We start from the raw sequence: 25981 nt of genomic DNA on the forward strand, positions 1-25981 counted from the left end.
CGGCGGCGCCCCCCCCCCCCCGGGGGGCCGCGCCCCCCCCCGCCGACCGGGCGGGGGGCGCCCCCCCCCCCGGGGGGGGGGGGGGGGGCCCCCGGGGGGGGGCCCCCCCCCCCCCGGCCCCCTCCACCGCTTCGCGGTCCCCCTCCCCCGGTGGGGGAGGAATACCCGGCCCAAGCCAGTCCGCGATCATCTCCGGGTCGTCCACGGTCGCGCTCAACGCCACCCGCCGCATGCCCGGCGCGAACTGTTGCAATCGCCCCAGCCCCAGCGACAGCAGATCCCCCCGCTTGCCGCTCCAGATCGCGTGCACCTCGTCCAGCACCACACATTTCAGATCGGCGAAATACGCCCGCGCCCCGTCCCAGGCGCAGAACAGGGCCAGCTGTTCGGGGGTGGTCAGCAGGATGTCCGGCGGGTTCTCGCGCTGCCGCTGCTTCTTGGATTGCTTCGTATCGCCGGTCCGGCTCTCGACATGGATGTTCAGCCCGATCTCGCGGATCGGCGTCATCAGGTTGCGCTCGACGTCGGTGGTCAGGGCTTTCAGCGGCGACAGATAGAGGGTGTGGACCCCGCTGCCCGGCCCGAACTCCGGCCTCGGCCCGCGCGCCGCCAGCTCGACCAGCGACGGCAGAAACCCCGCCAGCGTCTTGCCGCCCCCGGTCGGCGCCACCAGCAAGGCGTGCGAACCGGCCTCGGCCGCCGCGATCATCTCCAGCTGGTGCCGTCGCGGCGACCAGCCGCGCGACGCGAACCAGTCGGCGAAGAGGGGCGAAAGCGTTGCAGGAGCGGGCGGCGGCGTCACATCGCGCCTATAGCATGTTCCCGTTCCGTTTCACCTCACGAACGGCTATCTATCGGTCGTGTCCCTCGACTCCCTCACCTCCGCCTCCGCCCTGACCAGCGCCGAGCCGTGGCTGGCCCTGCCGCCGGCGCTCGCCATTCCGCCGGGGGCGGGCGCGATCTGCGACGCCGGCGGGCCGCGCCGGATCGGGCGGGGCGCGGCCGAGGGGGCCTTCACCACCGCCCCCGTCATGGTCGCCCACGCCAGTCTGACCGCCCGCCGGCTCGGCATCGCGCCGCCGCCGCGCTCGGCCGAACTGCTGGACGTGCTGGAGCTGTTCGCCTTCGTCCGGCCCGCCCGCTTCTGCGCCCCCTCGCCCAGCGGCCTGGCCCTCGCTATGGGGATGAGCGAGCCGAAAGGCGCCGAGGCCCAGGCCCAGGCCCTGATGGACGCCGCCTCGGGCCTGCTCAAGGAACTGGCCGATCCCGCCTACCCCAATCGCGAGGACGCCTTTACCCTGGTGGAGACCCTGGGCCGCGCCGGCTGGTCGTGGGCGTGGCGGGTCTCGGGCGCCCTCCAGCACCATCCCGTCCGCGACCGCAACCATCGCGGCAGCGGGCTGGACGTCTGGTCGCGCCTGGCGGAATGGGAGGACGAGGCGCCTCGGGGCGAAGCGGGGTCGGCCCCGGTCGATTCGGAGTCCGCCCGTATCCGTCTGGAGAAACTGCTTCAGGCCTCGGGTCTCGACGAGACCCGACCGACCCAGTCCGACTATGCCGCCGAGGCCGCCTTCGCCTTCTCGCCGCGCAATGAGGAAGGCCGCCCCCGCGTCTTGCTGGCCGAGGCCGGGACCGGCACGGGCAAGACGCTCGGCTATCTGGCGCCCGCCAGCCTGTGGGCCGAGCGCAATCAGGGGGCGGCCTGGGTCTCGACCTACACCCGCGCCCTGCAGCGCCAGATCGACCGCGAGAGCGCGGCCCTGTGGCCCGACCCCGTCGAGCGCAGGAAGAAGACCGTCGTCCGCAAGGGGCGTGAAAACTACCTGTGCCTGCTGAACCTGCAGGAGATGGTGCAGGCCGCCCAGCTGGGGAACGGCGACCTGATCGGCATGGCCCTGGCCAGCCGCTGGGCCATGCACAGCCGCGACGGCGACATGACCGGCGGCGACTATCCGGGCTGGCTGCCCGGCTTGTTCGCGACGGGGCCGAGCCATCAGGCCAGCGCCGCCAATCTGGTCGACCGGCGCGGCGAATGCGTCCACGCCGCCTGCCCCCACTACCGCACCTGTTTCGTCGAGAAGACCATCCGCGCCAGCCGCCGGGCCGACCTCGTCGTCGCCAACCACGCCCTCGTCATGACCCAGGCCGCCTTCGACGGCGCCCGCTCGGCGCGCGGGCTGAAGCAGGACGGAGAGACGGCCGCGCTGAAGCGCATCGTCTTCGACGAGGGCCACCATCTGTTTGACGCGGCGGACAGCGCCTTTTCGGCCTGCCTGTCGGGTCAGGAGGCCGCCGAACTGCGACGCTGGTTGCGCGGACCCGAAGGTCGCGGCCGGCGCGGGCGTGGGCTGGAACAGCGGCTGGGCGACCTGTGCGCCGACAATGAGGCGGCGACCAAGGCGCTTCAGGACGCCGTCCGCGCCGCCGCCCAGCTGCCCGGCGAGGGCGTGTCGGGCCGCATCGCCCCGGCCTCGGGCGAGGTCAATCCCGTCGGGCCGATTGAGCGGTTCCTGCTCGCCGCGCTGGAACAGCTCCGTGCACGGACCAGTGAGAACGCCTCGGGCAGCGGCGTCGAATTCGGCATGGAGTGTTCGCTGCGCCCGGTCACCGAACCGGTGCTGGAAGCCGCGCGCGAGGCCGCCCAGGCCCTGGCCGCCGTCGAGGCGCCGCTGCTGGCCCTGTCGCGGCATCTGGAAGACATTCTCGACGACGAGGCTTCCGAACTGGACGGGGCCTCGCGGGCCCGGATCGAGGGCGCCCTGCGCGGCCTCGACCGCCGCGCCCGCATGACCCTGCCCGGCTGGCGCTCGATGCTGGCCGCGCTGGAGGTCTGGTCCGACGAGCCGGACCCCGACTTCCTCGACTGGCTCTCGGCCGAGGCCGCCTTCGGCCGGATCATGGACGTCGCCCTGCGCCGCCACTGGATCGACCCGACCGTGCCGCTCGAGGCTGCGGTCATCATGCCGGCCCACGGCGTGCTGGTGACCAGCGCCACCCTGTCGGATCCGAACTCGGACGATCCCTTCGACATGGCCCGGCTGCGCACCGGCTCGGCACGCCTGATCGAACCGGCCCGGACGTTGAAGGTCGAAAGCCCGTTCGACTATGCAGTCAACAGCCGGGTCATCGTCGTCAATGATCTGATCAAGGACGACACGCGCCAGACGGCGTCGGCCATGCGCGAGCTCTTCCTCGCGGCGGGCGGCGGCGGTCTGGGCCTGTTCACCGCCATTCGCCGCCTGAAGGCGGTCTATGAACGGCTGGGTCCCGACCTCGCGAAGGCGGGCATCCCGCTCTACGCCCAGCACGTCGATCCGCTGGAGGTGGGGGCGCTGGTCGACGTCTTCCGCGCCGAACAGGACAGCTGTCTGCTGGGGACCGACGCCGTGCGGGACGGCGTCGACGTGCCGGGCCGCAGCTTGCGCATCCTCGCCTTCGACCGCGTGCCGTGGCCGCGCCCCGACCTGCTGCACAAGGCGCGCCGCCTGCGCTTCGGCGGCGAGGGCGCCGGCGGGCGCAATTTCGACGACGCGCTCGCTCGCGCCAAAATGGCCCAGGCCTTCGGCCGGCTGATCCGCCGCGCCGACGACAAGGGCGTCTTCGTCATGCTGGACGCCGCCGCCCCGACCCGGCTGTTCGCCAGCCTGCCGCCGGGCACGGAGGTTCAGCGGATGGGTCTGGCCGAAGCGGTCGAACAGGTTGGCGCGTTCCTCAAGGCGGACTAGACGGTGCCTCAATGACCGCCAGCACCCCCCGCCACCCTCGCCGCGGCCTTGCCGCACCCTTCGTGATCGTCGGCCTGCTGCTGGCCGCCTGGACCGGCTGGTGGTTCTGGCTGACCGACCAGACCGAGACCCGGCTGGCGGCCCAGGTCGAGGTCCTGCGGCAGGACGGCTGGACCATCACCCATGCGCCGGTGACCACCACCGGATGGCCGTTCCGGGCACGGGTGTCGATGCCGCAGGCCGATATCCGGGCTCCGTCCGGCCACGGCGTCGCGGCGCCCGAGCTGGTCGCCGAGGCTAGCACCTGGAACCCCGACCACTGGGTGGTTGTCGCCCCCGATGGCCTGACTCTGACCCGCGCGGACAAGGGCCGGGTCGCGGTGGGCGGGGACGGCCTGCGCTTCAGCATCAGCCATCTGCGCGAACGCTTTCCCGATCTGAGGGCCGAGATGATCCGCCCGACCTTCACGGCGCTTGACGACGCCGAACCGTTTCCTATCGTCTCGGCGGAACGGATCCAGCTGGAGACCCGGCCGCATCTGACCGCCGGCCAGGCCTCGACCGATGAGCTGGATGTGCTGTTCCGCCTCGTCGACGCACGCGGGCGTCCGGGGGGGCCGGTCGAGGGCGCGACGCGTCAGGGCCGGCTCAGCGCCGATGTCGAGGCGACAATCGTCGAAGCCAGCCGGCTGCGGGGCATGGACGCCGCCGGGGTCTTCGCCGCCTGGACCGCCGCGGGCGGGCGGTTCACCGCCGTCCGGGGTCGATTGAAGGCCGGGGACAGCACCGCCGTCATCTCCAGCGAATCGCTGGCGGCTGGCAGCGACGGGCGGCTCGAGGGGTCACTGGCCCTGACCGCCGAACAGCCGATGGCCGCCATCGCCGGTCTCGCCCGATCACGCTCGGGCGCCGTCAACCGCCTGGGCGCGGCGGGCGCGGCGGCGGCCACGGCGGCCTCGGGCGAGCGCCCAGTGGATCTGGTCGTGCAGTTTCGCGACGGCCGCACCTGGCTGGGCCCCTTCGCCCTGGCCCCGGCGCCGCGGCTGTTCTGATGCCCCCCAAGCCCTTGGTCGAACCGGAAGCCGACGCCGGGCGGCTGGCGCTGGATTGGGCCGTGGCCGAGGCCGTGCGCCTGAGGATCGTCGCCGGCCCCCGTCCGACTCCGGACGCCGACGCCATCGCCCTGCGCGAACTGCTGACCGGCCTGTCGCCCGCTGCAACCGCCGCGGTTCAAGCCGTGCTGGGCCGGATCGACGCGGCGACCGGCGCGCCGCTGGTCGTCTGGGGCCCCGCCAGCCAGACCCTCGCAGCCGACCGCTTCGGCCTGGCCGCCCGCACCGCCGCCGAACCGGAGCAGGCCCTGGCCGCCGTCCGCGACGGCGCGCGCGCCTTGCTGGACCTGACGCCGGGCAAGGCATGGTGGGGCCGTCTGCTGGCCGAGCCGGCGCTGCGAGTGATCGCCGCCATGCCCGACGACCGCCACAGCCTGCCGCGGGCCCTGATGGTTCAGCGGACAGAGCCCGGTCCGACGCGGGACGATCGCACCTTCTGGGCCACCGACAGCAAGGCCTCCGACGCCCGTATCGTCGAGACCCTGGGCGACGCCGGCCTCGCCGCCAGCCCGCTGATCGCGGCGGGCGGCTTGAAGCTTTTCATGCTCGCGGGCTATGTGCAGGCCGAGGACGGGCGGCTTGCATCCGAGCCCGGCAGCCTCTCCGGCGTCATCGGCGCCGCCCCCCTGTTCTGAAAGCGCCCATGACCGACGCCCCCCAAGCCGTTCCGACGCCCAAGCCCGGGATCCTCGACATCGCCCCCTATGTCGGCGGCAAGTCGCGCATCGAGGGCGTGGCCGAGCCGATGAAGCTGTCGTCCAACGAGAACGCCCTGGGCGCCGGCGAGAAGGCCCGCGCGGCCTATGCCGCCGCCATGGACCACATCCACATGTACCCCGACGGCCGCGCGGCGAAACTGCGCGGCGCGGTGGCGGAACACCACGGGCTGGAGCCTGAGCGGCTGATCTTCGGCAACGGCTCGGACGAGGTCTTCGCCCTGCTGAACCAGACCTATCTGATGTCGGGCGACAACATCGTCAGCGGCCAGTACGGCTTCCTCGCCTATCGTATCAGCGCCCTGGCCAATCAGGCCGAGGTGAAACTGGCGCCCGAGCCAGGCTTCAAGGCCGAGGTGGACGCCCTGCTGGAACAGGTCGATGAGCGCACCCGCATCGTCTATGTCTCCAGTCCGTCCAACCCGACCGGCAGCTACAACACCGCCGAGGAAATCCGCCGCCTGCACGAGGCCCTGCCGCCGCACGTCCTGCTGGTCGTCGATGAGGCCTATGCCGAGTTTGTCGCCGAGCCCGACTGGGAGACGAGCTTCCCCCTCGCCCGCGACAACGCCAACATCGTCGTGACGCGCACCTTCTCCAAAATTCACGGACTGGGCGGCCTGCGCATCGGCTTCGGCTATGCGCCCCTGAAGGTGGCCGAAGCGGTCGATCGCATCCGCCTGCCGTTCAATGTCTCGGTCCCCGGCATCGAGGCCGCGGTCGCCGCCCTGGGCGATGAGGCCCACCAGAAGGCCTCGCGCGATCTCGTCCACAGCTGGCGACCGCGCCTGACCCAAGCCATCAAGGGCTTCGGTTTCGACGTCTTCCCCTCGGCGGGGAACTTCGTCCTGGTCCGCTTCCCCGATGAGAAACGCAACGCCGCGGCGGCCAACGACTATCTGAACTCGAAGGGTATCATCGTCCGCCCTGTCGGCGGCTACGGCCTGCCTGACTGCCTGCGGATCACCGTCGGGACCGAGGACCAGAACCGGGCCGTCATCGACGCACTGAGCGAGTTCGCGGCGGCCGGGTGACCCACCATCCGGCTTGGTCTCCTGACTAAATTTCTCGCCAGAGGCGCGCTTGAGGCTTGCTTTCACCCCCGAGTTGTTGCCGGCAGGACACGCACACGGACTTGCCTTGCCAAGCTTGCGTCGTTAGATAGCTGCTTGGACTTTCCGAGGGGACACACAATGAAGAAGATTATCGCCGCGACCGTCGCCGGTCTGTTGCTGGTTGCCGGTCAGGCCGCCGCCTCCACCGAAGCCTCCGCCCGCGTGGGTGACCGCGTCGGCGCCCAGGCCGGTGAGTCGAGCGAACTCGCCGCCGTCCCGCTCCCGCTGATCGCCATCATCGCCGTCGTTGGCGCCGTCCTGTTCTACAATGAAGTCATCGACGACAGCGAAAGCGACTGAGATTTCGGCATCTCCATGTGAAGGGGCCCTCCGCATCTGCGGGGGGCCTTTTTCGTTGCCCACCGACTAACCGGCGATGCGCCGTTAGCTGCGCCTGAACAGCCGGCTCGCCGCCCAGCCGGTGAACGCCGCCAGCAGCACGCATAGCAGCCCGTAGCTCCACGGCCGGCGATGGGCGAACTCATAGAGGTCGCGCTCGATGCCGACCTTTTCGACGGTCAGGGTCAGATTCGAGACCGACACCGGCTCGCCGTCCTGGAACAGCCAGACCTCGGCGAAATACTGACCGGTGGGGGCGACGGCGGGCAGCTCCAGCTCGGCGCGGAACAGGCCGGTGTCGACGAACTCCACCCCGTCCGGGTCCGTATTGTACAGCGCCGCCGCCTCGCGCAACCGGATGACGGCGCGGCGGTAATCCAGATAGTCCTCGCCCAGCCGGCTCACGACGACATCGCGTACGCCATAGCGGGTGACCGTGCGGCTTTCCTGCGGCGCATTGATCCTCAGGTGATCAACCCCCACGCCAAGGCGGCGCAGCTGACCGAAGTCGGCGATGTCGGACAGCGGCCGGGTTGAAGCCGTCATGTAGAAGCCCGGCGCACCCTCGAACAGAACCGGCCGGCTGTTGAGCCAGAAGCCCATGCTTCGGGTCTTCTTGACCAGGCGCACCGGCCCGTCCGGACCGCGCACCACCACCACCACATCGGCCGGTCGGTCGGTCGGATTGAAGACGGCGCCGTACAGGACGATGGAGGCTCCACGGAAACTGGAGTCGATCATGACCCGGGCATCGGTCATGGCTGCGGCGACACGGACCTGGCCGACGGTGCCGACGGAGCGTTCCGGCGCGGGCGCGGCGATGGCCGGAGGCGGCGGGGGAAGGGCCTGCATCATTCCGGCACCCCCGGCGCGAAGGCGAAAAGGTCGGACGGTCGCACGAACAACTCCAGCCCCATCTGGATGCCGACGAGCAGGACAATCAGCCCCAGCACCGCCCGCAGCACGTCCGGCCGGAACCGGCCCGACAACCGCGCGCCGTACTGGGCCCCCACAACACCGCCCACGAGCAACAAGGTGGACAGGACGATGTCGACGGTCTGGTTGCGGCCGGCCTGGAGGATGGTGGTCATGGCCGTGACGATGATGATCTGGAACAGGCTGGTCCCCACCACCACCCCGGCCTTCATGCGCAGCACATAGAGCATGGCCGGCACCAGGATGAAGCCGCCGCCGACCCCCATGATGGCCGACAACACCCCGGCGAAGGCGCCGAGGGCGAACGGCGGAATGGCGCTGATGTAGAGGCCCGAACGGGGGAAGCGCATCTTCAGCGGCAGGCCGTAGAGCCACAGCGGCCTGCGGCGCTCCTTGTGCGGCGTGACCTCGCCGCGCACCCGACGCAGGATCTGGCCGAGGCTCTCGTAGAGCATCAGGGTGCCGATGGCGCCGAGGAAGAGGAGGTAGGAGACCGCCACCGCCATATCGGCCTGGCCAAGCAGGCGCAGATAGCGGAACAGCTCAACGCCCAGCAGCGCTCCGACGACGCCGCCGAAAGCCATGACACCGCCGATGCGATAGTCGACCGCCTTCTGGCTGCTGTAGCTGATCACGCCCGAGGTCGAGGAGGCGACGACATGGCTGGCCTGGCTGGCCACCGCCACCGACGGCGGAATGCCCATGAAGATCAGAATCGGAGCCATCAGGAAGCCGCCGCCGATCCCGAACAGTCCGGACACGAATCCGACCGTCGCGCCCAGCAGAACCAGGAGCGGCCAGTTCACCGAAACCTCGGCGATCGGCAGATAGATATCCAAAGGACGCGCCTTCGGCTGGAACTGAAGCTAGGCGCCGGAAAGGCGACGACGGAAGTCTGGTTGTCCTAGACCCACCCGGCGGTCCCCGCCACCGGATGCGCCAGAAAGGCTTGGTGTCCCGCCTCAGGCGAGCGGTTCGACCGCAAACTGCTCGGCCTCTGTCCGGGCCTTGCCGCGGACGGCGGCCGGCACCGTGGCCCGCAGACGTTCGACCGCTGACTGGGCGTCGCCATCGCCGGCGCGCGCCGCGATCAGGTACCATTTGTAGGCTTCGGTGAGGTCAGGCTGGATGCCCTGGTCACCGGTCTCATAGAGTTTGGCGACGTTGAACTGGCTGTCGACCAGACCGAGCTCCGCCGCACGCTTCAGCCAGTCCAGCGCCTCGCCCCGGTTCTGGTCCCCGCCGACGCCGTCGAACAGATACATGCCGTAAGCGTGCATCCCGCGGGCGTCGCCCCCGTCCGCCGCGCGGCGCGCCCAGACCCGGGCTTCCGACAGATTGACCGTCAGACCCTTGTCGCCGTCCTGATAGAGGCCGGCCAGATGCAGCTGGGCTGGCGCGTATCCGGTGGCGGCGGCCTGCTTCAACAGCTCGACCCCACCGGCGTCGTCCGCATCGAGCTGGGCGGTCGCCTGTTGATACAGGTCCTCGCCCCGCGCCAGATCAGCGGGCGTGGCCTTGGTCGGCAAGACGGCGAGCGCCGCGATCGGGGCTGCCGGTTCAGCGCCCGGAAAGCCGGGGATATTCAGACCCGAGCCGGTCAGCTGCCCCGTCGCATAGGCGCCGCCCGCAGTCAGCAGGACCGCTATGGCCGAGGCGCCCAGCGCCTTGCGGACCGTGCCGCCATCCTTCGACGCCTGCTTGTCCAGTCGCTCCTGCAGGCGGGACTTGCCGCCGCGTTTCAGGCCGAAGCCCGAGCGGGCAGGCGCTTCGGCAACCGGGGCCGCCATGGCGGCCCGAGCGGCGTCGATGGTCTGGCGTGTGGATGAGGCGCGACCCTGGGCCGCCGCCGCGCGCAGGGCGCGGGGGTCGACGAAATCCGTCTCGCCCTCGAAATCGTCATGCCCGCCGTCGAGGACGCCGCCGGGCTTGCCGGGGGCGGTCGCCTCCAGCGCGTCCGAGACGTCGGCGCCGCCGAAGCCTTGGCCGAAGGCCGTCGGCGCCGGTGGAGCCTGAACCGGCGCGGCCCGGGAAGCGGCGTTGAACGGGGGCGGCGTGAAGGCCGGAATCTGCGGCGGAGGACCGACTTCCTCGGCCAGCGACGTCCCGCCGGGACGGCTGCCGAAGGGAGCCGGAGCGATCATCGGCGTCGCCACGGGCGCCTCATCCACGCGTGGACCGCGTATGACGGCGTCGAAGATGGAGTCGGCGCTCAGGACCTCGTCGGCGGGAACGACAGGACTGAAGGCCTCGGGCGTCGGCTCGGGCGGCGCCAGATCGGCGGACCAGGCCTGCTGTTCGGCATAGATCGGATCGTCAAAGACGGCGTCAGAGAACGGCGCGTCGGGGAAGGCGGCGTCGGGGAAGGCGGCGGCCCGCCAGTCGGAGTCCGGGGCGGGCGCGGGCGCCGCCGGTTCGGCGCGGCGCTCGATATTGCCTCGCGCCTCGGAGATCAGGGCCGCGGTGCGCTCTTCCGACATCCGCATGCGCTCGGCCAGTTCGCCGGACGCCCGGTCATAGCCTTGCTCGATACGGGCGGAACTGTCGGCCAGGCGGCGACCGATGTCGTCGAGCGCCTGCTGCGAGCGCCGCTCGGACTGGGCGATGCGTTCGCTCAGCCGGTCGGAAATACGGGTGATCTCGCTGCCCAGCTTCTCCAGAGCCAGGGCGTGGCGGTCGTCGGTCGCGATCAGCCGCTGCTCGACGCCCTGGGCGAACCGGCCCATGTCCGTCTCGACCTTGCGGCTCAGCTGCTCGAAGCGGACCGGGGTTTCGGTTTCGATCGACTGGACCCGGCCGTTCAGATTCTGGGCGATGCGCAGGACCTCGCGGCCCATGGTCTCGACAGCCTTGGCGGAACGTTCCTCGGACGTCTTGACCTGGTCGCCGATGGCCAGCACCGCGCGTTCGATGCGGTCCATTCGGCCTTCGGATTCGGCGGTGTCGAGCCGCCGCATCATCTCGGCGCGGTTGCCCTCAACCTGACGGCTCAGGGTCTCGGCCAGTTTTTCGAACCGGGCGGCCTCGCGGACTCCCTCGGGCTCGGTCCGGGATTCGGCTGCGCGCAGGCGCTGGTCCAGGCCGGCGAACGAGGTCTGCAGATTGCGCAAGGCCTCGGCGGTGCGGCCCTGGGCCTGGTCCAGCCGCTGCCCGACCTGGGCCAGCAGGTCCGACCCCACGCCGGGACCGGCGACCTTCTCGACGGCGTCCATCCGCTGGCGCAGTTCGTTGACGCCCGAACGCTGGCGCTCCTCGATGTCATAGAGGCGGCCCGCCAAGGCGCCCATGGTGGTCTCGACCTTGCCGAAGGTCTCGGCCGTCTGGGGCCCGACCTCCTGCTCGAAACGGCGCAGGCGTTTGTGCCCTTCGCGCAGCTCCTCGGCGATATCGTCAATGCGGCGTGCCCAGGCCTTGCCGGACTGGTCCTGCCCCTCCAGCCGGCGCACCAGACCGGAGACGGCCTGATCAACCCCCTGGATCGCGATGGTCGAGCGGCGCTCCGCAGCTTCCAGCCGGGCGGCGATGGCGTCGATCGAGGCCCCGAGGCGCTGGAGTTGGTCATCGCCAACGCCATAGGCGTCGTCGACGCGGCGGCTGCGCCCGCGGCGATCAATGCTGTCGGCGGCATGGGGGCGACGCGACAGGGGCGTAAAGCCGCCTTCGTCATCATCGCCATCTTCCATGATGATGGTGTTCAGCCACTCGCCCAGCGTCATGCCGGAGCGACGGGCGAGGTCCTTGGCGATCTCGCGCGCCTTGGGCTCAATGCCCTTCACGCTCCACGGCGCGGCTGCGCTCACTGATTCGCCTCCCGACCTACCTGTCGAACGCTAGACGCCAAGATGATGGGTGTAAACGCGTGGTTAACCCCAAGATGTAGCGGTATCCCCAACTTCCTGTGGAAAGCGTCCTGACCCAATGAATATCTCGCGCCGACGTGGTTAACGACGCATGAAGATTAACGTCCCGGCAACGAATTCGCCCTTGCGCCGGGACCCTCGACGGACCACCTCGCGCGGATGAGCCTGATCCTGACTCTTGCCCTGCTCGTGGCCGCCCTCGCCCTGGCGGTCTTCGCGGGCTGGCGGGGGTCGCGGCCTTGGGACCTGACGCGTGGCGTGCGCATGATCCCGTGGCGCTTCATCATGCTGCTGTCGGGCGCCGCGATCCTCGTCCTCGTGATCCACCTCGGGACCCTGATGGGCGTGCCGCAGCGGCCCTACTAGGCGACGCCCCGCCGGAACCCGTCCGGCTCCCGGCCATTCCTGACCCACCCCCACGATCAGGAGACGCACCCATGGGCGACAAGACTCTCACCGCCCCTGACGCCGAAAAAGAGTTCTGGGACCACCTCAAGACGTCCAACACCGGCATGCTGGGTCTCGACCAGCCCGGCTACCACAGCCAGCCGATGACCGCCTTCCGTGAGGCGGAGACCGGCACGATCTGGTTCTTCACCCGCGACGACACGGATCTGGCGAAGGATGCGGCCCTCCCCGACCAGTCGGCTATGTTCACCTATGGTTCGAAGGACCAGGAGGTCTGGGCCTGCATCCACGGCACTCTGTCTGTCAGCCCGCGCAATCCGGACCTGATCGACAAGCACTGGAACCCGATCCTCGCCGCCTGGTACCCGGAGGGCAAGGACGACCCGCACCTGACCCTGCTGCGCTTCGACGCTGACGACGGCCGCATCTGGATCGCCAAACAGGGGCCGGTGCGGTTCCTCTACGAGATCGCCAAGGCCAATCTGACCAAGACCCTGCCGGACGCCGGCGGGGTGGTGGACGTGAACCTGCAATGAGGCAGTAGGGGTTAGGCCCAGGCAGTAAAAGCGGGATCAATCCCTGCTGCCTGCTGCCTGTTGCCGACCGCCTATCCTGCGAAACACCAGGCCAACACCGCCTTCTGGGCGTGGATGCGGTTTTCGGCCTCGTCCCAGACCAGCGATCTCGGACCGTCGATCACGGCGTCGGTGACTTCCTCGCCGCGGTGGGCGGGCAGGCAGTGCAGGAAGACCGCGTCGGTGTTGGCCTGGCCCATCAGGGCGTTGTTTACGCCATAGCCCTCGAAGGCTTCCAGCCGCGCCTCATAGTCGCCGTCGCCCATCGACACCCAGGTGTCGGTGACGACCACGTCGGCGCCGACCACGGCCTCGCGCGGATCGGCTGTGAGGGTGACATGGTTGCCGCCCCTGGCGAGGTCATGCAGGTCCGGATGATAGTCCGCCGGGCAGGCGACATTCAGGTGGAAGCCCAGCTTCGGCGCGGCGTGCATGAAGCTGTGGCAGACGTTGTTGCCGTCCCCGACCCACGCGATCGTCTTGCCCGCGATGGGCCCGCGATGCTCCTCGATGGTCATGATGTCCGCCAGGATCTGGCACGGGTGGGAGCGGTCAGTCAGGCCGTTGATCACCGGCACGGTCGCGACCCGGGCGAAGCGTTCGACGTCCTCGTGGCTGTTGGCGCGGATCATCACGGCGTCGACCATGCGCGACAGGACGCGGGCCGTATCCTCGACCGGCTCGCCGCGGCCCAGCTGCATGTCGCCGGCGTTGGCGATGATGGACGCACCGCCCAGCTGGCGGATGGCGGCGTCAAAGCTGAAGCGGGTGCGGGTTGAGTTCTTCTCGAAGATCATCGCCAGTACGCGATCCTTCGCCGGTGCATCGGCGTCGGCCCGCCCCCTGGGCCAGCCCAGACGATCGCGTTTGCGGGCGTGGGCGTCATCGAGGATGGCGCGCAGGTCCTCGGCTTCGAGCCGGTGGATGTCGAGAAAGTGGCGGACCATCAGGCCGCGGCCAGCTTTGCCCGCGCGCCCTCGCAGGTCCGCTCAAAGCGGGCGATGGCCTCGCGGGCCTCTTCCAGCGTCAGGTTCAGCGGCGGCAGGATGCGCACGCAGTTGTCGCCACCGCCGGCGACCAGAAACTGCTGCTCGTCGCGGGCCCAGCCCATGAATTCGCGGTTGTTGGGGACCAATTTAACGCCGAGCAACAGACCCTTGCCGCGCACGTCCACGATCACATCGGGGAAGCGCTGGGCCAGGCCGTGCAGTTGCTGCTTCAGATAGCCGGCGATCTCGTTGACATGGGCCAGGGTCTCCGCCTTCGAGATCTCGCCGAAGGCCGCGCCGCCGACGGCCATGGCCAGCGGGTTGCCGCCGAAGGTCGAACCGTGCACGCCGACGGTCATCCCGGTTGCGGCCCGGGCAGTGGCCAGACAGGCGCCGACCGGGAAGCCGCCGCCGAGGGCCTTGGCGATGGCCATGATGTCGGGCGTCATGCCGGCCCATTCATGGGCCCACAGCTTGCCGGTCCGACCCATACCGCACTGGACTTCGTCGAAGATGATCAGGACGCCGTTCTCGTCGGCCATCTGGCGCATCCAGCGCAGGTCTTCGTCGGGGGTGGCGCGACAGCCGCCCTCGCCCTGCACCGGCTCGAGGATGATGGCGGCCGTGGTCGGGCTGCGGAACGCCGCCTCAAGCGCGTCCCTATCGCCCCACACCAGCTGGTGGAAGCCTTCCATCGGCGGGCCGAAACCGTTGGTGTAGCTGGGGTTGGCGGCGGCGTTGATGGCGCCGTAGGTCCGGCCGTGGAACGAGCCGTCGAAACCATAGATGTCGATCCGCTCGGCCTGGCCGTTGGTCGAGTGATACCTGCGCGCCGTCTTCAGTGCGCATTCGACGGCCTCGGTGCCCGAGTTGGTGAAGAAGACCACGTCGGCGAACGACTTCTCGCAGAGCGCGTCGGCCAAGGCTTCCTGCCCCGGAATCTTGAAGATGTTGGAGACGTGCCACAGCTTTTCGGCCTGATCCTTGACCGCCTGGACGAGGATCGGATTGGCGTGACCCAGGGCGTTGGTCGAAATGCCCATGACGCAGTCGAGGTATTCGGTCCCGTCCGTCGCCCAAAGACGCGCGCCCTGACCACGATCCACCTCGAGCGGAGCACGGTTATAGACACCCATCAGATGTTCACTGGACACGGGCAGACCTCCAAAAGCGAGACGGCCCCGTCGCTGGAGAGCGCCGGGACCGCTGGAATAAGGGTCAGGCCTTGTCGGCCGGAGGGCGGTGTTAGTCAACACCGGCCAGTTGGCGATCCAGCCGCTCAACCACCGCCGCATAGACCTCGCCGGCGAGCGCGACCGTCGCCGGATCGACATGCTCCATGGTGTCCTCGGCCGAGTGGATCAGGCGGAAGACCTGGGGCACGAAGCCTTCAGCCAGGCCGTTGGCCTCGCCGCCGTTGAAGGCCAGCCACATCTGGTGAGCGCCGACCTGGTCCTGGAAGCCCAGCGAGACCACGGGCGCGCCGGCGGCGGAGAAGGCGCGGTCATCGGAGGGCGGATAGACCGGATAGCCGACGCACTGCATGGCGCGCTCGGCGCACAGCTCCTGCACCGCGCGGGTGACGAAGGCGGATTGCGGGCCGTTGTTCTGGCCGTACATCATCGTGTCGCCATAGCCGGCGACATCGGAGTTCACGACGGCGGCGACGTTCGTCAGGCCGTGCGCCTCGATCCATTTGCGCGCGCCGATCAGGCCCAGCTCCTCCTGGTCGAACAGGATGATGCGGATGCGGTGGTTGAGCGCCTTGCCGCGCAGGATCTTCGCCGCCTCGATCACCGCCACGACGGAGGCCGCGTTGTCGACCACGCCGTGGGACAGACGACCGGGCTCGAGTTCGACGGCGTCATAGTGGGCGGTCAGCAGGATTTCGCGCGGGCCGTCGCCGATGGTGGCGACGATGTTGCGGCCGGCGAGCGGCCTGTCCCGCCGCCCGCCCATGAAGTCTTCCATCACAGGGTCGAAGCCGGCTGCTCTCAGCTGCGCGGCCGCCTGGATCGCGCGGGCGACGTTGCTCGGCTGGACGTAGGCGGCGACCTGGGCGCGCAGGTCGAGGTCCTGGGCGGCGACCGGCGTGCAGACGGCGAGAAGGGCCGCGGCGGCGGCGAGCGAACGGAAGAGCATGGAACCCCCTTGAGACGAGGCGCCATGGCTAGCGCGAGCGGCGCCGGCGCGCATCTTACTTCTGAGTCAGGTCTTGAGCCGCCAGCCCGACCTGAACACCGCCCAGCAGGCCCAGGCCATGACCAGGGTCAGGATCCCGCTCATGACCGCCCCGATCAGTAAATTCCCTTCGGCGTTCTCCACGCCGATGAAGCCGGCCCGGAAGCCGTCGATCAGATAGAAGAAGGGGTTGAAATGGCTGATGGTCGCGAACGGCTCGGGCAGGTTCTCGACGAGGTAGAAGGTGCCGCTCAGGAAGGTCATCGGCATGATGACGAAATTCTGCACCGCGGCCAGCTGGTCGAATTTCTGCGCCCAGAGGCCGGCGAAGACGCCCAGCATCCCCATGATCAGACAGGCCAGCAGGCCGAACCACAGGATCAAGCCCAGGTTCGCGACCTCAAGCCGGGCGAAGGGCATGACGCAGATCGCCGTCACGATCCCGACCACCAGACCCCGCGTCGCGGCCCCGAGGGAAAAGCCGACGGTCAGCTCCAGCGGGCTGAGCGGCGGGGTCAGGAAGTCAGTCGCCGTATTCATCACCTTGGCCTGGATCAGGCTGGAGGAGGCGTTGGCGAAGGCGTTGTTGAGCATGGCCATCATGATCAGGCCCGGCGCCACGAATTCGGCGAAGGGCGTGCCGTGCAGCGGCGGGCGCGTGCCCTGAAGGGCCACAACGAACACCAGCATGTAGAGCAGGGTGGTCACCACCGGCCCGGCCACCGTCTGGGCGCCGACCTTCCAGAACCGCCGCACCTCGCGCAGGTACAGGGTCTGGACCCCGATCCAGTTGACGCCGGCATAGCTGCGCGGTTGTGGCAGGCCGGACGGGCGGGTCGAGGCGAGATCGGTCATGGGGGGCAGATGCGGCGGGGAGCGGTCGGATGCAAGTGGCGAGGGACGAGGGACGAGGGACGAGGGATGAGATGAGCAATGTCGGAGGGCTTTCGCGGCCCGGCCTCGCAGCCGCCGCCCTCATCCCTCATCCCTGTTCCCTCATCCCGCCGTTAACCATCCCTACATCTGGTTCCTGTGGACGGACTGATTCGCACATCTTGCGTCTGTTAGTGCCTCGTTTACGATTAGTGGTAGGTCGAGGCCCCCGGAGGGAGGTCTGGACCCCATATATTGAATCCGAGACCCGGAGGGTTGGCTATGACCGCAGGCTGGACAGAAGACCGCGTCGGCGCGCTGAAGAAGCTCTGGCTGGAAGGCCAGTCGGCCAGCCAGATCGCCAAACAGCTGGGCGGCGGCGTCACCCGCAACGCCGTCATCGGCAAGGTTCACCGCCTCGGCCTGTCGGGCCGGGCCGCCCCGTCGCAGCCGGCGCGGGCCACCTTCCGCCCCGCTCGTCCGCGTCCGGCCCAGCCGACCCAGGCGCCGTCGGCCCCGCGCCGCATCGAGGCCGTACAGCCGCGCGTCGCGGCCGCCGCCTCGGTTCCGGCCCCCATGCCCGACCTGCCCGGCACCGCCACGGTGATGACCCTGGGCGCCCATATGTGCAAATGGCCGATCGGCGATCCGTCCTCGACCGAGTTCAGCTTCTGCGGCCGCCGCGCCTCGGAAGGCGTCTATTGCATCGAACACGCCCGCGTCGCCTATCAGCCCCAGGTCAAGCGCGGTGGCGCCACCGATCTGGCCCGCTCGCTGCGGCGCTACATTTAAGATGGGGCGCTAACGCTCGCGTCCCGGCTTTCGCCGGGATGACGACCGGTCGCTCGCTGCTTGAGCGCGGTCGCCGTCTCGAGGGCGGTCGCCGCTTCGGCGGCGATCGCATCACCGCTCATTAACCAATTCGGCCATACGGCTGTCATGAACGGCTCCTAGAGAGCCGCCCTCCGCCTCGAGACCCCACCCGCACGGGGACTCGAGTACTGGGGCGGGGCTGCGCTTTTCCGGGTTGACGCAGCCCCTCACCCGCTTGGCGGGATCAACGATTATTCTCGTCCGGCTGTCAGGTGATTGGTGGTTGGTGGTTGGTGGTTAGTGATTGCCGCTTCTCTGCCCGCGGAAGGGCGGCGCGGACCGCGCCATCGCACAACGCCGGCCAGCCACTAACCACCAACCACCGACCACTCAGTTCAGCACCCGCCGGTCGCCCGGCACGTCGAGGCTAAAGGCCGGGATAGCCGCCTCGAAGGTGCGCCCGGTGGCGTCCGTCATGGAATATCCGCCCACCATGGAGCCCGAGGCCGTACCCAGCGGACAGCCCGAGGCGTAAGAATAGCTTTCGCCCGGCAGAATCGTCGGCTGTTCGCCGATCACGCCCGGCCCACGCACCTCCTCGACATGACCGCGTGCGTCGGTGATGACCCAGCGGCGCGCCATAAGCTGCACGGACACGCCCGTCAGATTGACGATCTCGACCTGATAGGCCCAAACCCAGCGACCGCCGTCCGGATCGGACTGGCCGGCCAGATAGCTGGGCCGCACGCGGACCACGATCCCGTCCGTTTCGGCTTCATAGGCGCGGGTATCGTGCATCCGCCCATGGTCGCGGAACGCGGCCCGACGTCAAGCGCGGCCTTGCCCCTCGCGGGAGGGGAGACGCGGCGAAAAATCGTGTAAGCCGGACGTATGCAGTCATACGAACACGCGATTCCGGGCATCCTGCCCTGCCAGTCCATCGAGGCCCTGATCGCCGGCGGCGCGATCGCTTCGGACACCCCTTTCGACGCCGATCAGGTCCAGCCGGCCAGTCTGGACCTGCGCCTGTCCGATCAGGCCTGGCGCGTCCGCGCCTCCTTCCTGCCGGGCCGGCGCACCGTTGAGGACCGGATCGCCGATGTATCCATGCATCGGATCGACCTGTCGGGCGGCGTCGTGCTGGAGCGCGGCTGCGTCTATATCGCCCGGCTGCAGGAGCGGCTGAGCCTGCCCAAGGGGCTGATCGCCCGGGCCAATCCCAAGAGTTCAACCGGCCGGGTCGATGTCTTCGTCCGCCTGCTGACCGATCGCGGCGCCAGTTTCGATGATGTGGCCGAGGGCTATGAGGGCGCCCTGTATCTGGAAATCTCGCCCCAGACCTTCCCCATCCTGGTGCGGCCGGGGACGCGGCTGAACCAGTTGCGGCTCAAGGCCGGCGAACCGCCCAAGCTGGAGACCCGCAGCGTCGGCGTCGAGCTGCAGGGCGGCGACGGGGCCGTGGTCGGCTTCCGCGGACGGCGCCACGCCGGGGTGGTCGATCTGGACAATATCGACGGTCACGACCCGCGCGACTTCTGGGAGCCCCTGACCCTGCGTCGCGGCGAGCTGCTGCTCGATCCGGGCGAATTCTACATCCTGGCCTCCAGCGACGACGTGGAAATCCCCGTCGACCAGGCCGCCGAGATGACGCCGATCGACCCGTCGGTGGGCGAGTTCCGGGTGCATTACGCGGGCTTCTTCGATCCCGGCTTCGGCACGGACGAGGCGCACGGCGCAGGCTCCAAGGGCGTGCTTGAGGTCCGCACCCATGACACGCCCTTCCTGCTGGAGCACGGCCAGATCGTCGCCCGGCTGGTCTATGAGCCGCTCACGGAACGCCCGACCCGCCTCTATGGCGAAGGCGGCAGCCACTACCAGCGGCAGGGGCTGAAGCTGAGCAAACACTTCAAGCCGTGGTGAGCTGAGGGCTCACTCCAGCCGGTCGGCCTTCCGCAGGTCCGGGAACCACCGCGCCCACAGACCCGTCGCCGTCAGGGCGCCTATGCCCCCGAACACCGCAGCGCCGATGGGGCCGAGGAAGCGGACCGCCACGCCGGAATAGGCCTCGCCCAGTTCGTTGGAGGCGCCGATGAACAGCATGGAGACCGAGCTGACCCGGCCGCGCATGTGATCGGGCGTCGAGAGCTGGATCAGGGTCTGGCGGATGTTGACGCTGATCATGTCGGCGCCGCCGCCGAAGAAGAGGACGGCGCCGGACAGCCAGACGCTGGTCGACAGGCCGAAGGTCAGGGTGCAGACGCCGAACAGGGCCACCGAGGCGAACATCCATTTGCCGGCGTGCTTCACGATCGGGAAACGGCTGAGATACAGGGCCACCAGCAGGGCGCCGGCGCCGAAGGAGGCGCGCAGCAGGCCGAAGCCGATGGCCCCGACGTGGAGGATGTCGCGGGCGAAGATGGGGGTCAGCAGGGCGACGCCGGCCAACAGCACCACGATCAGATCCAGCGAAATGGCGCCGAGCACGATCCTGGTGTTCCAGACATAGGCCAGCCCCTCCTTGACTTGATCGACAGTCGAGACCCGCGTTGGGGACGGCGCGGGCCTGCCGCTGGTGCGGATGAGCAGGAGGCTGCCTATGCCGACCGCGAACATGGCCAGGGCGGAGGCATAGGCGAGAGGGATGGAGAAGCCGACGATCAGGCCGCCGAGGGCCGGGCCGGCGATGGCGCCGGTCTGGAAGGCGATGGACTGGGCGGCGATGGCCGGCGGCAGGGCGCGGCGTCCGACCACCATCGGCAGGAAGGCCTGGCTGGCCGGGGCGAGGAAGGCGCGCGCCGCGCCGAACACGGCGGCCACGGCCAGCAGGCCCCAGAGGGGCGGCGCGCCGTGCAGCGCCATGAACAGGAAGGCGAGCGCACATCCTCCCTCGACCATGACCGAGAGAGTGACGGTGTTCTTGCGGTCGCGCCGGTCGGCCAGGGCGCCGGCCGGCAGGGTCAGGGCCAGCAGCGGCAGGAACTGGCACAGGCCCACCAGCCCCAGATACAGGCTGGCCTCGGCGATCGGGTGGTCACGACGCGCGATCTCATAGACCTGCCACAGCAGGGCCGACGACTGGATCTGGATGCCCAGCACCGCCGCCACCCGCCCGACCCACAGCAGGCGGAAATCGCGAATGGCCCAGGGGCTGGTCGGCCCCTCAGGCGGCGGCGGGGGCTGGACCGGTTCGGTCGTCTCAATCGTTTCGGTCACGTGCGCCGGTCGGCTTTCGGATACGGGGTCCCGTCGCGGTGGAAATAGCCGCCCTGCCGGAACTGCATGTCGATATCGGGATAGTCGCCCGCGTCGCCGCCCGGGGTGCGCGTGCCGACCTCCAGCAGAACGACCTCTGCCCCGGACCGGTTCTGCAGCACATGGCCGTTGGGCACGCCCGCCTTCCAGCCCGCGCAGTCGCCGGCGCGCAGCACGGTCTCGCTATCATCCTCGACCAGAACCACCTCGCCCTCCAGCACCCAGACGAACTCGTCCTCGCTCTCGTGCCAGTGCCTCTGGCTCGACCAGGCCCCGGCGGGCAGGCGCAGCAGATTGACCCCGAACTGGTCCAGCCCGACCGCGTCGCCCAGCCGCCAGCGGCGGCGCGGCTTGCAGGGGCCGGCGAATTCTTCGGGATAGCCGGTGCCGTGTCCGGTGGGAGCGTTGTCGATGTCGATCTTCGGCATGGGATGGCGCCTTCTCGCAGTCGTCCGAACCCCGTAAAGCACAGCCATATGAGCGTCGCATCAACTCCCGTTATCGATCCTGTCGCCCTGACCCGCGACCTGATCCGCAGACCCTCCGTCACCCCCGCCGACGAGGGGGCGATGGATGTGCTGGAACGCGCCCTGACCGGGCTCGGCTTCCACTGCCGCCGGATGAGGTTCGGCCCCGCCTCAAGTAGCGAAGCGGTGGGCGATCAGCATTTCATCGAGAACCTGTATGCCCGACTCGGCACTGCCTCGCCGAACCTCTGTTTCGCCGGGCATACCGATGTGGTGCCGACCGGTTCGACCGAGGCCTGGTCCGCCGGCCCGTTCGAGGCCGAGGTGAAGGACGGCGTCCTCTACGGTCGCGGCGCGGTGGACATGAAGGGCGGCATCGCGGCCTGGGTGGCTGCGGTCTCGCGGGTGCTTGCCGAGGGCGAGGTTCCCGGCAGCCTGTCCTTCCTGATCACCGGCGACGAGGAAGGCCCGGCCCTGCACGGCACAAAACGGGTGGTCGAAACCCTGATGGCCGAGGCCGAGGTCATCGACGCCTGCGTCGTCGGCGAGCCGTCGTCGTCCCAGGTGCTGGGCGACATGATCAAGGTCGGTCGCCGCGGCTCGCTGAACACCTGGATCACCGTCCAGGGCAGGCAGGGACACGTCGCCTATCCCGACCGCGCCGCCAATCCGGCGCCGGTGATGGCGAAGCTGCTGGCCCGGCTGGACGCCCATGTCCTCGACCAAGGTTACCCCGAGTTCCCGCCGTCGAACCTTGAGATCACGACCATCGACATCGGCAATCCGGCCACCAACATCATCCCGGCCGAGGCGAAGGCGCGACTGAATATCCGCTTCAATCCGAGCCACACCGGCGACGAGCTGATCGCCTGGCTGAACGCCATGGCGGGCGAGGCCCAGGCCGCCTCGGGACTGCAGGTTTCGCTGAAGCATCTGTGCTCGGGCAATGCCTTCCTGACCGAACCGGGTCCGTTCGTCACCGCTGTACAGGACGCGGTCGAGGCCGCCACCGGCCATCGCCCCGAGGCGTCGACTACCGGCGGCACCTCGGACGCCCGCTTCATCCGCGCCATGTGTCCGGTGCTGGAGCTGGGCCTTGTCGGCCAGACCATGCACCAGATCGACGAGCGCGCGCCGGTGGCCGAGATCGAGGCCCTGGCAGAGGTCTATCGCACGGTGATCCGGACCTATTTCGCGCGGGTTTAGCAGCCCCTTGTCATCCCGGCCGAAGCGAAGCGAGAGCCGGGACGCACGGCCAGAGACCTTCTCCTCCCGGAAGCTGCGTCAGCAGCTATCCGGGAGACGGGTGCGGCTGGGACCTATGGCCACCTGTCCCCCGGATAATCGAAGGCGATTTCCGGGGGCGCTCAGAGAGGCGGTCGCGGTCCCGGATCAGCGCTTCGCGCAGTCCGGGATGACAAGCGACACACCGACATCGACCGCGATCAGGACAGCAGGTTCAGGCCCAGCAGGGCGGCTCCGAACATCGCTCCGAAGGCCACGAGAAAATAGAACAGCTCACGGAGCTTTCCACCCCGGCGTTCCAGCGTCATCGGCGGCAGTTGAACGGGCAGATTGCTCATGACCCTCTCCTGTATGACCACGGAAGGATGCACCGCCCTTCTTGCTGAGGGGTTGAGAAACGTGGTTGCCGCGCCCCGCCGCCGTTAGTGGACCGTCGTCTCAAGCCTGGCGATCCGCCGGTCGAGGTCCGCAACCATGTCCTCGAGCCGGGCCCGCTCGGACTTCATGTCGACCGCCGTGCCATCGTCATAGGTGAGCTGCGCGCCCTTGCCGATCAGGTCGAGGCGATAGAGGGCGGTCACCCGGCGTGCTTTCAGCTGCTCCAGTTCGCTGTCGGCCACGGCCTAGTCGCGCTCCAGAAACCGGAGGGCGCTCAGCACATGGGCCCGCACCCCGACCGGCAGGACCGCCTCATTGACGTCGAAGCCCGGCGAATGGTTCGGCGGCGAGGTGTTGGGATCGACCCCGTCCTTCGATCCGCCGAGGTGGTAGAAGACCCCGGGCACCTCCTGCGACAGATAGCTGAAGTCCTCGGCCACGGTGGTCGGCGGCGTGGCCGGATTGACGTTGCCCTCGCCCGCCGCCTCGGTCAGCACCGGGGCCAGCCAGGCCGACAGTTCCTCGTTATTGAACACCAGGGCCGCGTTCTGGCGCACCGAGAATTCCGCCGTCGCGCCATAGGTCTCGGCGACATTGTCGATGGCGATCCGGGTGCGGGCCACCAGGTCGTCGCGCTGGGCGATGTCGAAGGTGCGCAGGGTGCCGGACAGCACCGCCTGGTCCGGGATGATATTGTAGCGGACGCCCGCATCGAGGGTGGCGATTGTGAAGACCGTCGGCGTGGTGGTCGGATCGATGGTCCGCGCCGTCAGGGTGTTGATGGTCTGGACGATCTGGGCCGCCGTTGCGATGACGTCGACGCCCTTCCACGGCCAGGCCCCGTGGGTCTGGCGGCCGTGCAGGGTGATGTCGACCCGGTCCGAAGCCGCCATGAAGCCGCGCGGACGATAGAACAACGTCCCCGGCCGTCCCGGCACGACGTGCAGGCCGAAGATCGCCTCGGGCCGCGGATTGGCCAGCGCCCCTTCCTCGATCATCAGCATGGCGCCGCCCTTGGGCTCTCCCGGAGGCGCGCCCTCCTCGGCGGGCTGGAAGATGAAGACGATGGTCCCGGGAATGTCCTCGCGCATGCCCGCCAGCACCCCGGCGGCGCCCATCAGCATGGCGACATGGGCGTCGTGGCCGCAGGCGTGGGCCACCGGCACGGTGTTGCCCATATAGGTCCCGGTCGCCGTCGAGGCGAACGGCAGGCCCGTGGCCTCCAGCACCGGCAGGGCGTCCATATCGGCCCTCAGCGCCACCACCCCGCCAGGTCGTCCGCCGCGCAGCACCCCGACCACGCCGGTCTTGCCCACCCCGGTGCGGACCTCCATCCCGAGCGCGCGCAGGTGCTCCGCCACAAGGGCGGCGGTGCGGGTCTCGGCGAAGCCCAGTTCGGGGTTGGCGTGCAGGTCGCGACGCCAGGCGACGACCTTCGGCATTTCTGCCGTCACCGCCGCCTCGATCCGTTCCAGGGCGACGGGTCCGGTCTGTGCGCGGGCAAGGCCGGCGGACAACGCCAGCGACAGGGTGGAGACGGCGAGCAGGCGGCGGATGGTCATGGCGGTCCCCAGTGTCCGAGAACCGCCACCGTGCGCGGACGGGGGGACCGGATGCAAGGGTTGAAGCGCACAGAGGGTATGCTTCAGGTGACGGCGGACATCAGCGGGCCTAGTCTGCACGGGTGAACCTGCGCTCTCCCGCCTTCGCCATTCTGTTCTCCGTCAGCCTGATCGCGGCGGCCGGAAACATGGCGCTCCAGTCGGTGCTGCCCGCCATTGGCCGCGAGTTCCAGCTTTCCGACACGCTGGTGGCCGGGGCCTTCGCCATCTCGGCCCTGATGTGGGCCGTCGCCTCGCCCTTCTGGGCGCGGTTGTCCGACACCCTGGGCCGCAAGCGGGTCATGATGATCGGCCTGGCCGGGTTCGTCGTCTCGATGGGCGGCTTCGGCCTGGCCGCGACCTCGGGGCTGGAACAGTGGCTCAGCGCCGGGCTGGCCTTCGTCCTGATGGGGGTGGCGCGCACCGTCTATGGCGTCTTCGGCTCGGCCGCCCCGATCGCCTCCCAGGCCTATGTCGCCGACCGCACGACGCCGGAACAGCGCACCCAGGCCATGTCGCTGCTGGCCTCGGCGCAGGGGCTGGGCACGGTGATCGGCCCGGCGCTGGCGCCCTTTTTCGTCCTGCCGCTGATCGGTCTGGCGGGCCCCATGTACGCCTTCGCCCTGTTCGGGGCCGTGGTGCTGTTCGTGGTCTGGCGCAAACTGCCCAGCGGCGAGGTCGCGCGCACCCCCTCGGCCAGCGGGCGGCAGGGCGACGCCGGCAAGGGGCTGTGGAAGGACCCGCGCGTGCGCGGCTATCTGCTCTACGGCCTGTTCGTCACCGGGGCCCAGGCGGCCAATATCTCGGTGCTGGGTTTTCACATCATCGACGAGTTGTCGGCGACGGGCATCGCGGTGCGCGACGCCCAGCCCTTCATCGGCATCGCCATGCTGGCGGGCGCCGCCGCCACCCTCATGGCCCAGTGGGGACTGATCCCGCTGCTGAAGCTGCAGCCCGCCGACCTGATGCGCTGGGGCGCGGCCCTGGCCCTGGTCGGTAATCTAATGAGCATCGCCGCTCCGGGCTACTACGGGGTCGTTGTCGGCTATGCCGTGGTTTCCATGGGCGTCGGCTTCGCCCGGCCCGGCTTCACGGCCGGTTCGTCGCTGTCAGTCGGTCCGCACGAACAGGGGGCGATCGCCGGCCTGATGATGTCGCTGGCCGGACTCAGCTTCCTCGCTCCGCCGGTGATCGGCGTCGCCCTGTACGAGCTGGCCGAGCCGGCGCCCTTCATCGCCAACGCCTTACTGCTGGCCGCCGCGACCGCCCTGTGTTTCATCAATCCGCGACTGCGCTCCGGTCCGCCGGATCTGCCGGACCGCGACGAGACGCCCTCGCCCGAGACGCCGCCCGCATCGCAGCCTGGTCCCGAAGGCAATCGCTGATCGCATGGATC

General features: G+C 69.5%; 25 protein-coding genes. 11 read left to right on the top strand and 14 right to left on the bottom strand.

What is annotated here, in order from left to right:
* A partial coding sequence (locus ACTIEW_RS14735; RefSeq protein ID WP_439478691.1) for a DEAD/DEAH box helicase occupies positions 1-709 on the bottom strand: 709 nt, incomplete at its 3' end.
* 184 nt (positions 710-893) lie between these two features.
* On the opposite strand from ACTIEW_RS14735, the gene ACTIEW_RS14740 reads away from it, so the two are divergent.
* From ACTIEW_RS14740 to ACTIEW_RS14760, 5 genes are all read left to right on the top strand, one after another.
* Entirely contained in the window at positions 894-3725 is a 2832-nt protein-coding gene (locus ACTIEW_RS14740; RefSeq protein ID WP_439478692.1) for an ATP-dependent DNA helicase, read from the top strand.
* An 11-nt stretch (positions 3726-3736) separates the two neighbouring features.
* The gene (locus tag ACTIEW_RS14745) at positions 3737-4777 is read left to right on the top strand and encodes a DUF2125 domain-containing protein (RefSeq protein WP_439478656.1); all 1041 of its coding nucleotides are present in this window, start codon (positions 3737-3739) and stop codon (positions 4775-4777) included.
* Positions 4777-5472 (top strand): hypothetical protein, encoded by a 696-nt coding sequence (locus ACTIEW_RS14750; protein ID WP_439478657.1) that lies wholly within the window; start codon positions 4777-4779, stop codon positions 5470-5472. Before ACTIEW_RS14745 ends, ACTIEW_RS14750 begins: the two co-directional genes overlap by 1 nt.
* Before the next feature lie 8 nt (positions 5473-5480).
* Positions 5481-6587 carry a histidinol-phosphate transaminase gene (gene hisC, locus ACTIEW_RS14755; protein WP_439478658.1) on the top strand — a complete coding sequence of 369 codons (1107 nt, stop codon included), beginning with the start codon at positions 5481-5483 and terminating at the stop codon, positions 6585-6587.
* A 159-nt stretch (positions 6588-6746) separates the two neighbouring features.
* On the top strand, positions 6747-6968 hold the full coding sequence (locus ACTIEW_RS14760) for a hypothetical protein (protein ID WP_439478659.1): 222 nt from the start codon (positions 6747-6749) through the stop codon (positions 6966-6968).
* Positions 6969-7052: 84 nt separating this feature from the next.
* Here the strand turns inward: ACTIEW_RS14760 and ACTIEW_RS14765 are convergent, their stop codons facing one another.
* From ACTIEW_RS14765 to ACTIEW_RS14775, 3 genes are all read right to left on the bottom strand, one after another.
* Entirely contained in the window at positions 7053-7862 is an 810-nt protein-coding gene (locus ACTIEW_RS14765; RefSeq protein WP_439478660.1) for a TIGR02186 family protein, read from the bottom strand.
* Positions 7859-8782: a sulfite exporter TauE/SafE family protein gene (locus ACTIEW_RS14770; RefSeq protein ID WP_439478661.1), complete on the bottom strand. Its 924-nt coding sequence runs from the start codon at positions 8780-8782 to the stop codon at positions 7859-7861. Before ACTIEW_RS14770 ends, ACTIEW_RS14765 begins: the two co-directional genes overlap by 4 nt.
* A gap of 123 nt (positions 8783-8905) precedes the next feature.
* Positions 8906-11743, bottom strand: a complete 2838-nt coding sequence (locus tag ACTIEW_RS14775) for an SEL1-like repeat protein (protein WP_439478662.1) — start codon at positions 11741-11743, stop codon at positions 8906-8908.
* A 219-nt stretch (positions 11744-11962) separates the two neighbouring features.
* On the opposite strand from ACTIEW_RS14775, the gene ACTIEW_RS14780 reads away from it, so the two are divergent.
* Complete coding sequence (locus ACTIEW_RS14780) at positions 11963-12169, top strand: hypothetical protein (protein ID WP_439478663.1); 207 nt, start codon at positions 11963-11965, stop codon at positions 12167-12169.
* A 71-nt stretch (positions 12170-12240) separates the two neighbouring features.
* On the top strand, positions 12241-12747 hold the full coding sequence (locus tag ACTIEW_RS14785) for a pyridoxamine 5'-phosphate oxidase family protein (RefSeq protein WP_439478664.1): 507 nt from the start codon (positions 12241-12243) through the stop codon (positions 12745-12747).
* 71 nt (positions 12748-12818) lie between these two features.
* Here ACTIEW_RS14785 and argF read toward each other — a convergent pair whose 3' ends face one another.
* The 4 genes from argF to ACTIEW_RS14805 all read right to left on the bottom strand — a co-directional run bounded on the left by argF (position 12819) and on the right by ACTIEW_RS14805 (position 16811).
* Positions 12819-13733 (bottom strand): ornithine carbamoyltransferase, encoded by a 915-nt coding sequence (gene argF / locus ACTIEW_RS14790; protein WP_439478665.1) that lies wholly within the window; start codon positions 13731-13733, stop codon positions 12819-12821.
* Positions 13733-14911, bottom strand: a complete 1179-nt coding sequence (locus ACTIEW_RS14795) for an aspartate aminotransferase family protein (RefSeq protein ID WP_439478693.1) — start codon at positions 14909-14911, stop codon at positions 13733-13735. Before ACTIEW_RS14795 ends, argF begins: the two co-directional genes overlap by 1 nt.
* Before the next feature lie 109 nt (positions 14912-15020).
* Complete coding sequence (locus ACTIEW_RS14800) at positions 15021-15917, bottom strand: M28 family metallopeptidase (RefSeq protein WP_439478666.1); 897 nt, start codon at positions 15915-15917, stop codon at positions 15021-15023.
* A 66-nt stretch (positions 15918-15983) separates the two neighbouring features.
* Entirely contained in the window at positions 15984-16811 is an 828-nt protein-coding gene (locus ACTIEW_RS14805) for an ABC transporter permease (protein WP_439478667.1), read from the bottom strand.
* A 300-nt stretch (positions 16812-17111) separates the two neighbouring features.
* Between ACTIEW_RS14805 and gcrA the strand changes: the two genes are divergently transcribed.
* Positions 17112-17621 (top strand): cell cycle sigma 70 cofactor GcrA, encoded by a 510-nt coding sequence (gcrA, locus tag ACTIEW_RS14810; RefSeq protein WP_439478668.1) that lies wholly within the window; start codon positions 17112-17114, stop codon positions 17619-17621.
* Positions 17622-18032: 411 nt separating this feature from the next.
* On the opposite strand, the gene apaG is transcribed toward gcrA, so the two are convergent.
* On the bottom strand, positions 18033-18440 hold the full coding sequence (apaG, locus tag ACTIEW_RS14815) for a Co2+/Mg2+ efflux protein ApaG (protein WP_439478669.1): 408 nt from the start codon (positions 18438-18440) through the stop codon (positions 18033-18035).
* A gap of 93 nt (positions 18441-18533) precedes the next feature.
* Here apaG and ACTIEW_RS14820 point away from each other — a divergent pair, with 93 nt between their 5' ends.
* Complete coding sequence (locus ACTIEW_RS14820; RefSeq protein WP_439478670.1) at positions 18534-19562, top strand: 2'-deoxycytidine 5'-triphosphate deaminase; 1029 nt, start codon at positions 18534-18536, stop codon at positions 19560-19562.
* Positions 19563-19571: 9 nt separating this feature from the next.
* Here the strand turns inward: ACTIEW_RS14820 and ACTIEW_RS14825 are convergent, their stop codons facing one another.
* Both ACTIEW_RS14825 and ACTIEW_RS14830 read right to left on the bottom strand, forming a co-directional pair.
* Positions 19572-20855: an MFS transporter gene (locus ACTIEW_RS14825; RefSeq protein ID WP_439478671.1), complete on the bottom strand. Its 1284-nt coding sequence runs from the start codon at positions 20853-20855 to the stop codon at positions 19572-19574.
* Positions 20852-21322, bottom strand: coding sequence for a cupin domain-containing protein (locus tag ACTIEW_RS14830; protein WP_439478672.1), 471 nt, complete (start codon positions 21320-21322; stop codon positions 20852-20854). The genes ACTIEW_RS14825 and ACTIEW_RS14830 overlap by 4 nt, the downstream gene beginning before the upstream one ends.
* Before the next feature lie 48 nt (positions 21323-21370).
* On the opposite strand from ACTIEW_RS14830, the gene dapE reads away from it, so the two are divergent.
* Positions 21371-22567, top strand: coding sequence for a succinyl-diaminopimelate desuccinylase (gene dapE / locus ACTIEW_RS14835; RefSeq protein WP_439478673.1), 1197 nt, complete (start codon positions 21371-21373; stop codon positions 22565-22567).
* Positions 22568-22806: 239 nt separating this feature from the next.
* On the opposite strand, the gene ACTIEW_RS14840 is transcribed toward dapE, so the two are convergent.
* The 3 genes from ACTIEW_RS14840 to ACTIEW_RS14850 all read right to left on the bottom strand — a co-directional run bounded on the left by ACTIEW_RS14840 (position 22807) and on the right by ACTIEW_RS14850 (position 24546).
* Positions 22807-22944: a hypothetical protein gene (locus tag ACTIEW_RS14840; protein WP_439478674.1), complete on the bottom strand. Its 138-nt coding sequence runs from the start codon at positions 22942-22944 to the stop codon at positions 22807-22809.
* 84 nt (positions 22945-23028) lie between these two features.
* Entirely contained in the window at positions 23029-23226 is a 198-nt protein-coding gene (locus ACTIEW_RS14845) for a hypothetical protein (RefSeq protein ID WP_439478675.1), read from the bottom strand.
* A gap of 3 nt (positions 23227-23229) precedes the next feature.
* Positions 23230-24546, bottom strand: coding sequence for an amidohydrolase (locus ACTIEW_RS14850; protein ID WP_439478676.1), 1317 nt, complete (start codon positions 24544-24546; stop codon positions 23230-23232).
* A gap of 122 nt (positions 24547-24668) precedes the next feature.
* Between ACTIEW_RS14850 and ACTIEW_RS14855 the strand changes: the two genes are divergently transcribed.
* Positions 24669-25970: an MFS transporter gene (locus tag ACTIEW_RS14855; RefSeq protein ID WP_439478677.1), complete on the top strand. Its 1302-nt coding sequence runs from the start codon at positions 24669-24671 to the stop codon at positions 25968-25970.
* Positions 25971-25981 lie beyond the last annotated feature (11 nt).

Source organism: Brevundimonas sp. (assembly GCF_051860745.1).
Lineage (GTDB): Bacteria > Pseudomonadota > Alphaproteobacteria > Caulobacterales > Caulobacteraceae > Brevundimonas.